At 34.1% G+C, this 14,067-nt stretch carries 15 protein-coding genes and 1 tRNA gene; 9 read left to right on the top strand and 7 right to left on the bottom strand.

The annotated features are described in order from the left end of the window. Nucleotides 1–178: 178 nt before the first annotated feature. The 3 genes from pth to I3217_RS11975 all read right to left on the bottom strand — a co-directional run bounded on the left by pth (nucleotide 179) and on the right by I3217_RS11975 (nucleotide 2,408). Nucleotides 179–745, bottom strand: a complete 567-nt coding sequence (gene pth / locus I3217_RS11985; RefSeq protein WP_435049998.1) for an aminoacyl-tRNA hydrolase — start codon at nucleotides 743–745, stop codon at nucleotides 179–181. 98 nt (nucleotides 746–843) lie between these two features. Continuing rightward, nucleotides 844–1,443, bottom strand: a complete 600-nt coding sequence (locus tag I3217_RS11980; RefSeq protein ID WP_435049997.1) for a 50S ribosomal protein L25/general stress protein Ctc — start codon at nucleotides 1,441–1,443, stop codon at nucleotides 844–846. 23 nt (nucleotides 1,444–1,466) lie between these two features. Then, the gene (locus I3217_RS11975) at nucleotides 1,467–2,408 is read right to left on the bottom strand and encodes a ribose-phosphate pyrophosphokinase (protein ID WP_435049996.1); all 942 of its coding nucleotides are present in this window, start codon (nucleotides 2,406–2,408) and stop codon (nucleotides 1,467–1,469) included. A 252-nt stretch (nucleotides 2,409–2,660) separates the two neighbouring features. On the opposite strand from I3217_RS11975, the gene I3217_RS11970 reads away from it, so the two are divergent. Both I3217_RS11970 and I3217_RS11965 read left to right on the top strand, forming a co-directional pair. After that, on the top strand, nucleotides 2,661–2,909 hold the full coding sequence (locus I3217_RS11970; protein ID WP_435049995.1) for a GIY-YIG nuclease family protein: 249 nt from the start codon (nucleotides 2,661–2,663) through the stop codon (nucleotides 2,907–2,909). Continuing rightward, a tRNA-Leu gene (locus I3217_RS11965) sits at nucleotides 2,910–2,991 on the top strand. It begins immediately after the preceding gene. 257 nt (nucleotides 2,992–3,248) lie between these two features. On the opposite strand, the gene I3217_RS11960 is transcribed toward I3217_RS11965, so the two are convergent. After that, nucleotides 3,249–3,539 (bottom strand): helix-turn-helix domain-containing protein, encoded by a 291-nt coding sequence (locus I3217_RS11960; RefSeq protein WP_435049994.1) that lies wholly within the window; start codon nucleotides 3,537–3,539, stop codon nucleotides 3,249–3,251. Nucleotides 3,540–3,685: 146 nt separating this feature from the next. Between I3217_RS11960 and I3217_RS11955 the strand changes: the two genes are divergently transcribed. The 7 genes from I3217_RS11955 to I3217_RS11925 all read left to right on the top strand — a co-directional run bounded on the left by I3217_RS11955 (nucleotide 3,686) and on the right by I3217_RS11925 (nucleotide 12,452). Further along, the gene (locus I3217_RS11955) at nucleotides 3,686–3,928 is read left to right on the top strand and encodes a hypothetical protein (RefSeq protein WP_435049993.1); all 243 of its coding nucleotides are present in this window, start codon (nucleotides 3,686–3,688) and stop codon (nucleotides 3,926–3,928) included. 77 nt (nucleotides 3,929–4,005) lie between these two features. Beyond that, entirely contained in the window at nucleotides 4,006–4,299 is a 294-nt protein-coding gene (locus I3217_RS11950) for a helix-turn-helix domain-containing protein (protein ID WP_435049992.1), read from the top strand. A gap of 151 nt (nucleotides 4,300–4,450) precedes the next feature. Next, nucleotides 4,451–5,998, top strand: a complete 1,548-nt coding sequence (locus I3217_RS11945) for a type I restriction-modification system subunit M (RefSeq protein WP_435049991.1) — start codon at nucleotides 4,451–4,453, stop codon at nucleotides 5,996–5,998. Continuing rightward, nucleotides 5,995–7,152, top strand: a complete 1,158-nt coding sequence (locus tag I3217_RS11940; protein WP_435049990.1) for a restriction endonuclease subunit S — start codon at nucleotides 5,995–5,997, stop codon at nucleotides 7,150–7,152. Before I3217_RS11945 ends, I3217_RS11940 begins: the two co-directional genes overlap by 4 nt. Nucleotides 7,153–7,167: 15 nt before the next feature. Beyond that, nucleotides 7,168–8,373 carry an AAA family ATPase gene (locus I3217_RS11935; protein ID WP_435049989.1) on the top strand — a complete coding sequence of 402 codons (1,206 nt, stop codon included), beginning with the start codon at nucleotides 7,168–7,170 and terminating at the stop codon, nucleotides 8,371–8,373. Next, the gene (locus I3217_RS11930) at nucleotides 8,360–11,467 is read left to right on the top strand and encodes an HsdR family type I site-specific deoxyribonuclease (RefSeq protein ID WP_435049988.1); all 3,108 of its coding nucleotides are present in this window, start codon (nucleotides 8,360–8,362) and stop codon (nucleotides 11,465–11,467) included. Before I3217_RS11935 ends, I3217_RS11930 begins: the two co-directional genes overlap by 14 nt. Nucleotides 11,468–11,516: 49 nt before the next feature. Then, nucleotides 11,517–12,452, top strand: coding sequence for a restriction endonuclease (locus I3217_RS11925; RefSeq protein WP_435049987.1), 936 nt, complete (start codon nucleotides 11,517–11,519; stop codon nucleotides 12,450–12,452). Between the two features lie 12 nt (nucleotides 12,453–12,464). Here the strand turns inward: I3217_RS11925 and I3217_RS11920 are convergent, their stop codons facing one another. From I3217_RS11920 to I3217_RS11910, 3 genes are read right to left on the bottom strand one after another with little or no spacing between them, the layout of a single operon-like run. Beyond that, nucleotides 12,465–13,001, bottom strand: a complete 537-nt coding sequence (locus I3217_RS11920) for a hypothetical protein (protein WP_435049986.1) — start codon at nucleotides 12,999–13,001, stop codon at nucleotides 12,465–12,467. Further along, on the bottom strand, nucleotides 12,985–13,731 hold the full coding sequence (locus I3217_RS11915; RefSeq protein ID WP_435049985.1) for an ImmA/IrrE family metallo-endopeptidase: 747 nt from the start codon (nucleotides 13,729–13,731) through the stop codon (nucleotides 12,985–12,987). The genes I3217_RS11920 and I3217_RS11915 overlap by 17 nt, the downstream gene beginning before the upstream one ends. After that, nucleotides 13,732–14,061, bottom strand: coding sequence for a helix-turn-helix domain-containing protein (locus tag I3217_RS11910; RefSeq protein ID WP_435049984.1), 330 nt, complete (start codon nucleotides 14,059–14,061; stop codon nucleotides 13,732–13,734). It lies immediately after the preceding gene. Nucleotides 14,062–14,067 lie beyond the last annotated feature (6 nt).

Below are 14,067 nucleotides of genomic sequence, written 5' to 3'. Positions count from 1 at the left end.
CAACGAAACTAAAGAAGCACAACGTGAAAATTTTAAAGGTTGAAAATTTCATGTTTATTTAGTGTGTTAGAGTTTGATTGGCGGCAAATATATCTGATTTAGGAGTGAACCAATAAGAAATAGGCTGTTTAAATTCTGAAAAATGAAATTATTAGTTTTTTAGGTATTTTATTATTAATTATTTTCCGTTAAAGGTGTTCATTGTATTATTTACACCTGCAGTACCAAAGGATTTAACAAGTTCTATAGCTTTGTCCAGACGTTCCGGAAGCGCTAGGTTTTCCTCGGTAGTCCATTCGCCGAGTACATAGTCTATTTGTCGGCCTTTACTAAAAGTGTCGCTAATACCAAATCGGAATCGGTTGTATTTTGTAGTCTGTAATTTGTCCTGTATGTCTTTTAAACCGTTGTGACCGCCATCGCTGCCCTTGGTTTTTAAGCGAATGCTCCCGAAAGGGAGGTTAAGATCGTCCGTAATTACTAAAAGGTTTTCTAAAGGTATTTTTTCCTTAGTCAACCAGTATTGAATAGCTTTTCCGCTTAAATTCATATAGGTGCTTGGCTTGAGTAGAATAAACGTTCGGCCTTTAAATTTATAGGTTGCCAGATCTCCAAGTTTGTCAGTTTCAAACTTAAGCTCCTCTTTAGCTGCTAAATGGTCTAGTATTTTAAAGCCAATATTATGGCGGGTTTCGGTGTATTTATCGCCTATATTTCCCAGGCCTGCTATTAGGAATTTTTTCATGATTGTAAGGGATATACGGTTTTGTATTGCTGGTAAAAATAAAAAAGCATCCTGAAAATTACAGGATGCTCTTAACTATTATTTAGACTACGAATGGATTATTCTGCAGCTGCTTCTGCATCATCTTCATCATCGTCTGTATCTGCTACAGAGTTTCTTGAACGTCTTACCTGACATACTACAGTGTTGTCTGGGTGCATAAATTTGTATGCATCGTTTTCAAGAGTCGTGATGTATAATTTACCACCAATTCTTAAAGGCGTAATATCTGCTTCGATAAAATCTGGTAAGTTAGCTGGTAAAGCTTTAACTCTTAAGCTACGCTTGTTTTTACGTAACACACCACCATTTCTTACACCACGAGAGTTACCTACGTAAGATACAGGGATATCCATAGTAATTTCTTTATCGTCGAATAACTGATAGAAATCGATATGTAAGATTTTATCTGTTACCGGGTGAAATTGGATGTCCTGCATTACTGCATTGTAAGTTTCACCATTTTCTAAAGCAATCACAACTGTATGCGCATTAGGCGTGTATACAAGTTTTGAGAAAGCCAATTCTTCTGCAGAGAAATGTACTGGCTTATCTCCTCCGTATAATACGCAAGGAACCTGACCAGCATTACGTAAGGCTTTAGTTACCTTTTTGCCCACGCTTTCTCTTTGAGATCCGTTGATTGTAATTGATTTCATGTTTATTTATATTAATTATTAAATTACATTAAAAATTTAGAGCTGATAGATTTGTTGTAGTGTACATTTTGCATTACACCGGCAAATAATTCAGCACAGGTAAGTACTCTTACTTTTTTGCTTTCTTGTTTTAAAGGAATAGAATCTGTAACGATTAACTCTTCAAGTTTTGAATTTTCAAGTCTTTCGTAAGCGTTTCCTGATAGTATGGCGTGTGTACAAATAGCTCTTACACTAACGGCACCACGTTCCATCATAAGGTCGGCTGCTTTGGTTAAAGTGCCTGCCGTATCTACCATATCGTCTACTAGTACCACGTTTTTACCTGTAACATCACCAATCAATTCCATATAAGAAATAACATTGGCTTTTGCACGTTGTTTGTAACATATAACGACATCGCTTTCCAATGCTTTAGAGTAGGCGTAAGCTCTTTTAGAACCACCCATATCCGGAGAGGCAATGGTTAGGTTGTCCAGGTTTAACGACTTTAAGTACGGTAAAAAGATGGTTGAAGCAAAAAGGTGATCTACTGGTTTTTCGAAAAAACCCTGAATTTGATCGGCGTGTAAATCCATAGTAATAATACGCGTAGCTCCGGCTGTTTCCAGCATTTTCGCTACTAATTTAGCAGCTATAGGTACACGTGGCTTATCTTTACGGTCTTGTCTTGCCCAGCCAAAGTAAGGTAAAACTGCAGTAATGTGTCTTGCCGATGCACGTTTTGCGGCATCAATCATTAACAACATTTCCATTAAGTTTTCAGGTCCCGGGTGGGTAGATCCTATAATGAAAATACGAGTACCACGAATAGACTCTTCGTAAGAAGGCTGAAATTCGCCGTCGCTATAAGTAGAGGTAATTACATTTCCTATGTGGGTCCCATAGGCAGCAGCAATTTTTTCTGCTAAAGCTCTACTTTGTTTACAGGTAAAAATTTTAGCCTCTGTATATACATTACGCATGGTAACTTGTTGTTTTTAAGTGTGAAACACTACTGGTTTTTAAATTGGGTGCAAATTTAGGGATTTATTTTAACTTGAAAAGAATAATGTGTTGTAATTTTTAGGAAGTTTTAAAAAAAATCGACTATTTTTGCAGCCTACTAAACGGAAATTTAGTTTCTGCTCAAGTGCCTGCCTGCGCTAGGCAGGGCGGAATTGGTAGACCTGTCTGCCGACAGGCAGGCGCGCAGGACTTTGAAATAAGTATTAAATTTGTATTATGTTTATGCCATATCAAGTAAGTTGCATAATTACATTTATGTGGGTTTAACACAAAATGTTGAAATACGTATACAAAGACATAATGACGGTAGAGAAAGAACTACAAGATTTTATAAGCCTTTTGAATTAATTTATTCTGAAGTTTGTGAAACACGACCGGAAGCAAGACTTAGAGAAAAGTATTGGAAGTCTGGTATAGGAAAGGAGAAATTACGAAAATTACGTGATTCTCTTAAATAAGCTCAAGTGGCGGAATTGGTAGACGCGCTGGATTCAAAATCCAGTTTCTTCGGAAGTGTGGGTTCGATTCCCACCTTGAGTACATTTAAAGCCTGTTAATCGTTTGATTTTCAGGCTTTTTTATTTAAATCAGTCACAAGAGAGTAACAAAAATTGAATATTTTTTTGATAAAAAGAACCAATAAAGGGAAATAGATTTTTCCTTTATTATCCTATAATTATTCTTGAAAATATTTTATTTAAAACAGACAAATGTAAGTTTTTTACTACTTTTTTATGAATTTTAAATTGAATTGTACTTAATAAATTGATTTAAGTGGTAACACAAACAGAGCCATATTACACTTTAATTTCGTTTTTCTTTAAGAGGTCTATAAGCTCTTTTTTGTTGTAGTATCTTCGTTGGCCTATGCCATAACATTTTACTTTGCCTTTATTAGTCCAATGCCAAAGGGTTGAGCTGTCAATTTTTAGAAAATCAGTAGTTTCTTGCCTGGTTAGGTAAACATCGCTTTCATTGATTTTTAATTCTTCTAGGTAAATTTTTATTTTATCCATTAATCTGTCGGCTACTTTATCGGCTAATTCGTTAACGGTTACTTCTGTGATTTCGATGGTTTTTGTTTTCATGTTATTCAAGTTTTCTTATAATTAAAATGGATTACAACAACTTTAAGCCTTGTATTATTCGGTGATTTATCTCCAATGAATTTTACTATCTTGGTTGTAATTGATATGGTTTCTAACCATTGTAAATCTAATTCTTTACTAATAATATGTGTAACCTATCTAAGAATCTAAAACTGTGTAGCTGCGAGACCGATATAGAAAAACTAAAACACTATTGGGTAGTGCATCGTAAAAAAACTAAAAGTGAGTTTAATGAAATTATTATAGGGCAGGCTGATTTTCCGGTGTTTTTGGAAAAAGAGATAGAAATACACAATGAAACTTTACTACTCCATTTGTCTTGGTTTCACAAAGAGCAGGAATCAGGAAAAATTAAAAATGCTTTTTAAACATGTAATTTAATTCTCGTTTCTATTAAGTAAATTGAAAAGGCATTGCGATTTAATAATACTAAAAATTAGAAACCATGGAGAATTCACAAACAATTTTATTATACAACATCACTCCTGAAGAGTTGAAGGATATGATCGTTAAAGATTTAAAGGAAGAACTTAAAGCGGTTCTTTTGGATACTAAAAAGCAGGAATATTATTCTATTGAAGAAGTAGCAGAACAATTGAAGTGTTCTAAATTAACAGTTCATAATTATATTAAAAAAGGGTTTCTGTCAGCTTTTAAACTAGGAAGAAGAAATTATGTTAAAAGAGTTGATCTAGATAAGGCGTTAATAGAGGTGAAATCACTCAGGTATAAGAGGTAAGTGATCAAGGAGGTGTTAATTGATAAATAATAGTTCATTCCTGGGGAAAACCATAATGTAAAACCGAGATATATTTTTATTTTTAACACTTCAAAATCTAGATAAAGTCTTCACTGTGTCTAAATCTAGATAAAACGCATAAACTCAAAAAATGACAAGCATAGCACAAAGAGCTGAATTACAAAATCAAATATGGAAAATTGCCAACGATGTACGTGGCTCTGTAGATGGATGGGATTTTAAACAATTCGTATTAGGGACACTGTTCTACCGTTTCATCAGCGAAAATTTCACAAATTATATAGAGGGTGGCGATGATAGCGTTAATTATCCCAACTTTCCTGATGATGCCATATCTTCCGAAATAAAGGAGGATGCCATAAAAACAAAAGGCTATTTCATTTATCCAAGCCAGTTGTTTGTTAATGTGGTTAAAAACGCAAACACCAATCCTAATTTAAATACAGATTTAGCAGCTATATTTTCTGCTATCGAAAGCTCCGCTATAGGCTACCCTTCGGAAGAGGATATTAAAGGCTTGTTTGCAGATTTTGATACGACGAGTAACCGCCTAGGGAATACCGTACCGCTTAAAAACGACCGATTAACGAAAGTTCTAAAAGGTGTTAAAGGTTTAAATTTTGGAAACTTTGAAGACAATCAAATAGATCTTTTTGGAGATGCTTATGAGTTTCTAATCTCCAATTATGCCGCCAATGCAGGGAAGTCTGGTGGTGAATTTTTCACCCCTCAAAATGTGTCCAAGCTTATTGCACAATTAGCGATGCATGGGCAAACAACAGTGAATAAAATTTACGATCCCGCTGCGGGCTCGGGTTCTTTGTTGTTACAGGCTAAAAAACATTTTGACAGCCATATTATTCAGGAAGGTTTCTACGGGCAAGAAATTAACCATACTACCTACAACTTAGCACGTATGAACATGTTTTTACATAATATCAACTACGATAAGTTTCATATGGTGCATGGCGATACCTTAATACACCCAGAGTTAGGTGACGAAAAACCGTTTGATGCCATAGTGTCTAATCCGCCATACTCAATTAACTGGATTGGTAATGACGATCCAACCCTTATTAACGACGACCGTTTTGCGCCAGCAGGTGTATTAGCTCCTAAATCAAAAGCAGATTTTGCTTTTGTGTTACATGCGTTAAGTTACCTATCAAGCAAAGGTAGAGCGGCTTTGGTGTGTTTCCCAGGTATTTTTTATCGTGGGGGTGCAGAACAAAAGATTAGAAAATATTTGGTAGATAACAACTTTGTAGAAACCGTCATCTCTTTAGCACCTAACCTGTTTTACGGTACATCCATAGCGGTAAACATTTTAGTTCTTTCAAAACATAAAACTGATACAAAAACGCAGTTTATTGATGCCAGTGGCGAAGACTACTTCAAAAAAGAAACCAACAACAATGTGATGACCGACACCCACATTGAAAAGGTGATGAAAATGTTCGATAGCAAAGGAGAGGTAGCTCACATAGCGACAACTATAGATAATACCAAGATTGCGGAAAACGATTATAATTTATCTGTAAGTTCATATATAGAAGCTGAAGATACCCGGGAGAAAATTGACATTTTAAAGCTTAATAACGAAATTACTACAACAGTAAAGAAAATAGACAAGTTACGTGCTGATATTGATAAAATTATAAAAGAAATTGAGGCATGAGTTATTTAGATAAATTGTTAGAGGGACATGAGGTTGAATGGAAAACTTTGGGTGAATATACGGATTATGAACAACCTACAAAATACCGTGTAAACTCTAAAGAATACAAAGATGAATATGAAACACCTGTTCTGACCGCAGGTAAAACATTTATTTTAGGATATACGGATGAAACTAATGGAATATATAAAGCATCTGAAAAACCTGTAATAATTTTCGATGATTTTACGACAGCCAATAAATGGGTTGATTTCGATTTTAAAGTAAAGTCTTCAGCAATGAAGATGATTACTTCAAAAGATGAGTCTTTTGCTTTACTGAAGTATATATATTATTGGTTAAATACCTTACCAAGTGGTTTAGTTGATGGTGACCATAAGCGACAATGGATTAGCAATTATAGTAATAAGGAAATCCCAATCCCATGCCCTGGCAACCCAAAAAAATCAATTGAAATCCAACAAAAAATAGTTGATATTCTAGATAAATTTACAGAGCTTACAGCAGAGCTTACAGCAGAGCTTACAGCTCGTAAACAACAGTATGCCTATTATAGGGAGCAATTGTTAAGTTTTGATGAGAATGAGGTGGAATGGAAAGCTTTGAGAGAAGTTGGGGAATATTCTAAAGACCGTATCAGTTTTGATAAACTTAATGAAGATAATTATGTTGGAGTTGATAATTTGTTGCAAAACAGAGAAGGCAAAACTATTTCAACAAAGGTTCCAACAAAAGGAAATTCAACAAAGTATATTGAAAATGATATTTTGATAGGAAACATTCGTCCTTATTTAAAGAAAATATGGTTTTCAGACCGAACTGGAGGTACTAACGGTGATGTATTGGTAATTCGACTAAATGAACACAATCTATCCCCTAGATATTTATTTCAAGTTTTGGCAGACGATAAATTCTTTGAATATAATATGCAACACTCAAAAGGCGCGAAGATGCCACGAGGAAATAAAAGTCAAATAATGGAATATAAAATCCCCATTCCACCAATAGAAGAACAAGAACGAATCGTTTCCATCTTAGATAAATTTGATGTGCTTACGTCGTCTATAAGCGAAGGTTTACCAAAAGAAATAGAGTTAAGGCAAAAACAGTATGAGTATTACCGTGAACAATTACTAACATTTCCTAAAGCATAAAACTAACCAAATAACATGAGTCAATCATTAACTGAAATTGCAAGAGGATTATTAGCATCATCAAAGAAGGAAGGAAAAAAACAAGCTAAGATTCAATTAATTTATGCCTTCAATGGCACAGGAAAAACGCGTCTTTCTCGTGAGTTTAAAGAGTTAATAGCACCAAAAAATTCAGAGGAGGATGATGATGAACAAGAAGCTTCTGGTATTAAAATAATGTATTACAATGCCTTTACTGAAGATTTGTTTTATTGGGATAATGATTTACCTAACGATATAGAAAGGAAATTATTAGTCCATTCGAATGGTTTTACTAATTTGGCTCTCGAATTTTTAAAAGATGAAAATCAAGATGGTAATATTATAAGTAATTTTCAACATTACACAACTTCAAAAATAACTCCATCTTTTAATGATGACTTTTCTGAAATTACATTTGCTTACCAGGGTGGTGGTGATAATAGTGAATCAAATATAAAAATTTCTAAAGGAGAAGAAAGTAACTTTATCTGGTGTGTATTTTATAGTTTAATACAACATATTGTTCTGCTTTTAGGTGAAAAAGAGGATGAAAGGTCTTCAGATAAATTCAATGATTTAGAATATATTTTTATTGATGACCCTGTTAGTTCTTTAGATGATAATCATTTAATTGAGTTGGCAGTAGATTTGGCAACTTTAATTAAGAATGCAAAAGAAACCAATTTGAAGTTTATTATTTCAACTCATAATCCATTGTTTTATAACGTGTTGTTTAATGAATTGAATCGTGTAGGAAATACAAGAAGATATCGGTTTCAAAAATTAGATGATGGAACTTACATGTTAGAGGACTCAAAGGACTCACCTTTTTCCTACCATGTTTTTTTACTAAATGAACTTAAAAATGTTGTTAGTACACGCAATATATATAAATATCACTTTAACCTATTAAGAAATGTTTTAGAGAAAACTTCAACTTATTTGGGATATAATCATTGGGAAGACCTAATTGAGCTATATATATCTTCTGAGGAAATATCAATCGCTATTCGTCTTATTAATTTATACAGTCACAGTAAGTTTTCTGGAGATGAAATGTCCACTATCCAAGAAAGTGAAAAAGATATTTTTATAAAAGTTTTCAATCAGTTTTTACTTAAACATAGTTTCAAATTACAATTTACAGACAGTTCAGGTACTGAAACGGAAATAACACAATCAGAACATGCAACAGTATAAAACCATAGCAGAATCCAACAACTTTATTGTTTTAGATAGCTACAAAAAGTTTTCAGAACTTAACGAAACGCCGGCTAGCTATCAAACAGAGGCAGATTTAGAAAGAGAATTGGTTCAGGATTTAAAAAACCAAGGCTATGAATTTGTGCCACAAATCAACAATCAAGAACGTATGTTGGCTAATGTGCGTGTGCAATTGCAAGTACTTAACAACATGCAATTCACAGATAAGGAATGGCAGCGTTTTGTGGTGGAGTATTTAGATAAACCTAGTGATAGCCTTACAGATAAATCAAGAAAGATACACGATAATTACATTTACGATTTTGTGTTTGATGATGGACGTATTCAAAACATCTACTTAGTAGATAAGAAAAACATCACGCGCAATAAATTGCAGGTCATTTCGCAATTTGAACAAAAGGGGACTCATGCCAACCGTTACGATGTGACCATTTTGGTTAATGGTTTACCTCTGGTGCAAGTAGAATTAAAAAAAAGAGGGGTGGCAATTCGTGAAGCTTTCAATCAGGTACATCGCTACACTAAAGAAAGTTTCAATACAGACAATTCGCTGTTTAAATATTTACAGCTGTTCGTAATTTCAAATGGTACAGACAGTCGCTATTTTGCCAACACCGTACAACGTGATAAAAACAGCTTCGACTTTACCATGAACTGGGCAAAAGCGGACAATGCTTTGATAAAGGATTTAAAGGATTTTACCATTACATTTTTTGAAAGGCGTACCCTACTGAATGTACTTTTAAACTATTCGGTATTTGATGTAAGCGATACCCTTCTTGTAATGCGTCCGTATCAAATTGCCGCTACAGAACGAATGTTATGGAAAATAGAAAGCTCCTTTAATACTAAAAATTGGTCTGATACCGAAAGTGGCGGATACATTTGGCATACTACAGGATCGGGTAAAACCCTTACTAGCTTTAAAGCTGCAAGATTAGCAACGCAACTGGATTTTATTGATAAGGTGTTTTTTGTGGTAGACCGTAAAGATTTAGACTTTCAAACCATGAAAGAATACCAACGCTTCTCACCGGATAGTGTGAATGGTTCTGATAGTACGGCAGGATTAAAACGAAACATAGAAAAACAGGATAATAAGATTATTGTTACCACCATTCAAAAACTGAATAATCTTATGAAAAGTGAGAACGATTTGGATATCTATCAAAAACAGGTCGTTTTTATTTTTGATGAAGCACACCGCTCCCAATTTGGTGAAGCACAAAAGAACCTTAAAAAGAAATTCAAAAAATACTATCAGTTTGGGTTTACTGGAACACCTATTTTTCCCGAAAATGCCTTAGGTGCAGAAACTACGGCAAGTGTGTTTGGTCGTGAATTACATTCCTATGTCATCACCGATGCCATTAGAGACGAAAAGGTATTAAAGTTTAAAGTAGACTATAACGATGTTCGCCCACAGTTTAAAGGCATAGAAACAGAACAGGATTTAACGAAGTTAACCGCTGCAGAAAATAAAAAGGCATTACTCCATCCTGTGCGTATCAAAGAAATTTCGCAATACATCTTAAAGCATTACCGACAAAAAACACACAGAACTAAGGGAGGAAATAGTGGTTTTAATGCCATGTTTGCCGTTAGTAGTGTAGATGCCGCAAAATGTTATTATGAGGAATTAAATAGCCTGCAAAAAGAGAGTGATAAGCCATTAAGGATAGGGACTATATTTTCTTTTGCTGCTAATGAAGAGCAAAATGCCATAGGTGAAATTCCTGATGAAACCTTTGAGCCAACGGCAATGGATTTAAGTGCCAAAGAGTTTTTAACTCAGGCTATCAACGATTACAACTCAATGTTCAGAACCAGTTATGGTGTTGAAAGCAAAGAGTTTCAAAATTATTATAGAGACCTTGCAAAACGTGTTAAGAATAAGGAAATAGACTTACTAATTGTAGTAGGGATGTTTTTAACAGGTTTTGATGCGCCAACCCTCAACACATTATTTGTTGACAAAAACCTGCGTTATCACGGCTTAATGCAAGCCTTTTCACGTACCAATCGTATTTACGATGCTACTAAAACCTTTGGAAATATTGTAACCTTTAGAGATTTAGAACAAGCCACCATTGATGCAATAACCCTTTTTGGGGATAGCAGTACAAGAAATGTGGTGTTAGAGAAGAGTTACAAAGAATACTTAGAAGGGTTTACTGATATTGCAACGGGTAATGCTCGTCGCGGTTATATTGAAGTGGTTAATGAATTAAGAGAAAAATTCCCAGACCCAGATGCTATTGTAACAGAGAAGGACAAAAAAGAATTCTCAAAACTCTTTGGGGAATATTTACGAGTAGAAAATATACTCCAGAATTACGATGAGTTTGCCAACCTGAAAGCATTTCAGGAAATAGATATAAACGACCCGGGAGCTGTGGAAGCATTCAAGGAAACCTATTTTGTTTCAGATGAAGATATTACCGTAATGAAACAAATTGAATTACTCGCAGAACGCACCATCCAAGATTATCGCTCTACCTATAACGACATTCGTGATTGGTTGCGTCGAGAGCGAAAAGGCAAGGAAGCAGAAGAATCGGGTATCGATTGGGATGAGGTAGTATTTGAAGTCGATTTATTAAAGTCACAAGAAATAAACCTGGACTATATTCTGGAATTGATTTTTGAGCATAATAAGAAAACAAAAAATAAAGCAGAATTAGTAGAAGAAATAAGACGCATCATTCGTGCTAGTGTAGGCAATAGAGCAAAAGAAAGTTTGGTAGTCGATTTTATCAATGAAACAGATTTAGATGAAATAAAAGAAAAAGCAACGATCATAGATGCTTTCTTTTCTTATGCACAAGGCAAACAGAAAACAGAAGCTACCGAATTAATTACAGATGAGAATTTAAATGAAGAAGCAGCAAAACGTTATATCACAGCCTCATTAAAACGTGAATACGCCAGCGAAAATGGCACAGAACTAAATTCCATTTTACCAAAAATGAGTCCATTAAACCCGCAATACCTAACTAAAAAGCAAAGTGTATTTCAAAAGATTTCATCCTTTGTTGAGAAGTTTAAAGGTGTAGGTGGGCAATTGTAAGACTTAATTAAATAATGTAAACTAACTATACAGCTAACACCAACCAATAATGTCCGATTTAAAATCTCAGATCCCCGACTTTCAAACCATAATGCTTCCAATGTTAAAGCTTTTGGAAGATGGGCAGCCAAAGAAATTAAATGAGGTAATGGATTTACTTACCTCTCATTTTAATCTTACAGATGAACATTTAAAGATTAAGGTTCCTAGTGGTCAAATGGGATTATTTAGGAATAGAGTAGGTTGGACACGTAGTTACCTTAAAAATGCGGGTTTAATTCACTATCCGGGCAGAGGAATTTATCAAATTACAGATTACGGTAAGAAATTCTTAAACTCCAATCCAACAGAACTAAGGTTAAAACATTTAAAGAAAATGCCAGAGTATAAGGAATGGATAGCAACATTTAACCAAGGGCAATCCGAAACGGTGGATGTGGTTGAAACAAAAAATGGTGTAAGTCAAACCCCAGAAGAAATATTAGCGTCCACCGTTGAACAGCTTAGAAAACAATTGGCAACTGAGTTATTGGATAAACTTAAGGAGAACTCATTCAGTTATTTTGAGAACTTTGTAATAGCATTACTTCAGGAAATGGGTTATGGTGCATTCAGGGAAGAATCAGCGGTAGTAACAGGACAAACAGGAGATAATGGTGTAGATGGTATCATTTACCAAGATAGATTAGGTTTAGAAAGTGTTTACATTCAAGCAAAAAGATTTACTAATGGTACGGTAGGCTCTCCCGATATTAGAAACTTCATAGGGTCTTTGGCACTTCAAGGCGTAAACAAAGGCGTATTTCTAACCACTTCCAGATTCTCTGAAAGCGCTATTAAAACCGCACAGGATAGTAAACAACAAAAAATAGTACTTATCGATGGTAAAGAATTAGCAAACCTTGCTATCGAATACAATCTTGGCGTTCAAATAGACAAGAAAATAAGCATCAAAAAAATAGACCTCGATTATTTTGAGGAGTAGTTAAGTTAGGCTTTAAATGGTAATTTCTCTACAGGTGTAGTCTTCCATTTTTCTAACAGGTAATTTTCCTTTCTTTTGAAGCACTTTTTCTATAAATGTATTGCATCGCTCAATGGTAAAAATACCTGTGTTTAGCGCATGACAAAGAAAATCCATTGTTGTTAAATATTCTATATCATGTAAGTTACAGTAGTTCTTAATATCTTTTAGATTACTGCTTGCTATAATATTCTTGGTATATCTCACATAGGCCAAACAAGCACTTTCTCCATCACCTTTGAACATTAATTTTTTGATGTGAAAGTATTCTTTTTTTATCTCATTATTAGTCTCAGGAAATGGTTCTACAATTAATACTTTTTGAGCTATTAAATTGTCAATTTCAGTTTTCCAGGTTAAGTTGTTGTTGAGCTCATCGTAAACTTTGTCTAATAATCGAATTTCATAATCGAAAATAGAATTTAAAGAATATATTTCGCGTGCTTTTATAAAATGAGAAACAACGTCAGCATCGATTAAAATAATCTTTCCTTTATTCTTCTTCGCCATTTATGATAATTTGTAATTCTTGGTCAGTTAATCCTAGGTCTTTTAAAAGTGTGTAGTAATAAGTTTCCGATATTATTTCTTTATCATAAAGTTCAAAAGCTAAATCTCCATAATTACCAAGAACAAGATTGTTGTTTCCGTTTGAATATAAGTTTGTGTTATATCCATGCTGTAGTGCTCCCAATTTTATATTTTGTCTAAAATTCTCACTATAGCTTTTAGATATTATTTTAAGTTCAATAAGCCGATATAGTAATGCGGCTCTTGAACAAGAGTAATAGTGTTCTATTTTTAATATTGTTCTAAGGGTTATTTTGTCTTTGCTTAATTCTTTATCTGGTATTAAAGACTTCACTCCTGATTCAGGCAATAATAATACAGCGGCAAAATAATCCGCATTAAATTCTTCCTTATCTTTTTTGTTGAACCTTCCTGTTTGGCAAACCATAGCATTGAATTCTTTTTGTATAAACAAATGGTATAATTCATGACAAATTGTGAAGTGTTGCTTGCCTAAACTATGAGTACTGTTAATAAGTATAAACCTTGCCGTGTCATTTTCCTTTTGAACTTTCAACGCCATACCTGAAAAATCAGCTCCCAATGGTTTATAGACTGTAATTACATCTAAATAGGTTAAGATACTTTTTAGTCGAATGGGATCATTTGCGCCAAGTCCATTTTTTTGTCTAAATAAACCGGCTTCTTTTTCTACAATGATATTAGTCATTTACAGGGCGTCTTTCATTCTTAAATAATTCATAGCAATCTTCTTGAAGGACGCAATTGTTTTTAAATCGTCAGAGCTTAACTCATCAGCTCTAAAAGCAAAGGCAAGATTCGCGTTAACTTTTGTAGCGTTTTCTTCATAAAAGTCGTACTCATCTACCGAAAACAAACTTGCTAATTTGGTAAGATTAGGAGTAGGTACAGGGGTTTCTCCTTTCTCATATCTACTTATTTGCATTCTGCTTAAATCTAGATAATTTGCTACATCATCTTGGGTTAAACCTAATTTTTCCCTTAAAAGTTTAATGTTTTGTCCTATGATGGTATCCATAAAATT

The organism is Formosa sp. S-31 (assembly GCF_051172795.1).
Lineage (GTDB): Bacteria > Bacteroidota > Bacteroidia > Flavobacteriales > Flavobacteriaceae > Formosa.
Note: the sequence above shows the minus strand (reverse complement) of the source record. Positions and strands in the feature narration are given on the sequence as shown.

Coding starts and splice junctions, on each gene's coding strand:
- pth (WP_435049998.1), bottom strand. CDS start 745: ATGAAAAAATTCCTAATAGCAGGCCTGGGAAATATAGGCGATAAATAC.
- I3217_RS11980 (WP_435049997.1), bottom strand. CDS start 1,443: ATGAAATCAATTACAATCAACGGATCTCAAAGAGAAAGCGTGGGCAAA.
- I3217_RS11975 (WP_435049996.1), bottom strand. CDS start 2,408: ATGCGTAATGTATATACAGAGGCTAAAATTTTTACCTGTAAACAAAGT.
- I3217_RS11960 (WP_435049994.1), bottom strand. CDS start 3,539: ATGAAAACAAAAACCATCGAAATCACAGAAGTAACCGTTAACGAATTA.
- I3217_RS11955 (WP_435049993.1), top strand. CDS start 3,686: ATGTGTAACCTATCTAAGAATCTAAAACTGTGTAGCTGCGAGACCGAT.
- I3217_RS11950 (WP_435049992.1), top strand. CDS start 4,006: ATGGAGAATTCACAAACAATTTTATTATACAACATCACTCCTGAAGAG.
- I3217_RS11945 (WP_435049991.1), top strand. CDS start 4,451: ATGACAAGCATAGCACAAAGAGCTGAATTACAAAATCAAATATGGAAA.
- I3217_RS11940 (WP_435049990.1), top strand. CDS start 5,995: ATGAGTTATTTAGATAAATTGTTAGAGGGACATGAGGTTGAATGGAAA.
- I3217_RS11935 (WP_435049989.1), top strand. CDS start 7,168: ATGAGTCAATCATTAACTGAAATTGCAAGAGGATTATTAGCATCATCA.
- I3217_RS11930 (WP_435049988.1), top strand. CDS start 8,360: ATGCAACAGTATAAAACCATAGCAGAATCCAACAACTTTATTGTTTTA.
- I3217_RS11925 (WP_435049987.1), top strand. CDS start 11,517: ATGTCCGATTTAAAATCTCAGATCCCCGACTTTCAAACCATAATGCTT.
- I3217_RS11920 (WP_435049986.1), bottom strand. CDS start 13,001: ATGGCGAAGAAGAATAAAGGAAAGATTATTTTAATCGATGCTGACGTT.
- I3217_RS11915 (WP_435049985.1), bottom strand. CDS start 13,731: ATGACTAATATCATTGTAGAAAAAGAAGCCGGTTTATTTAGACAAAAA.
- I3217_RS11910 (WP_435049984.1), bottom strand. CDS start 14,061: ATGGATACCATCATAGGACAAAACATTAAACTTTTAAGGGAAAAATTA.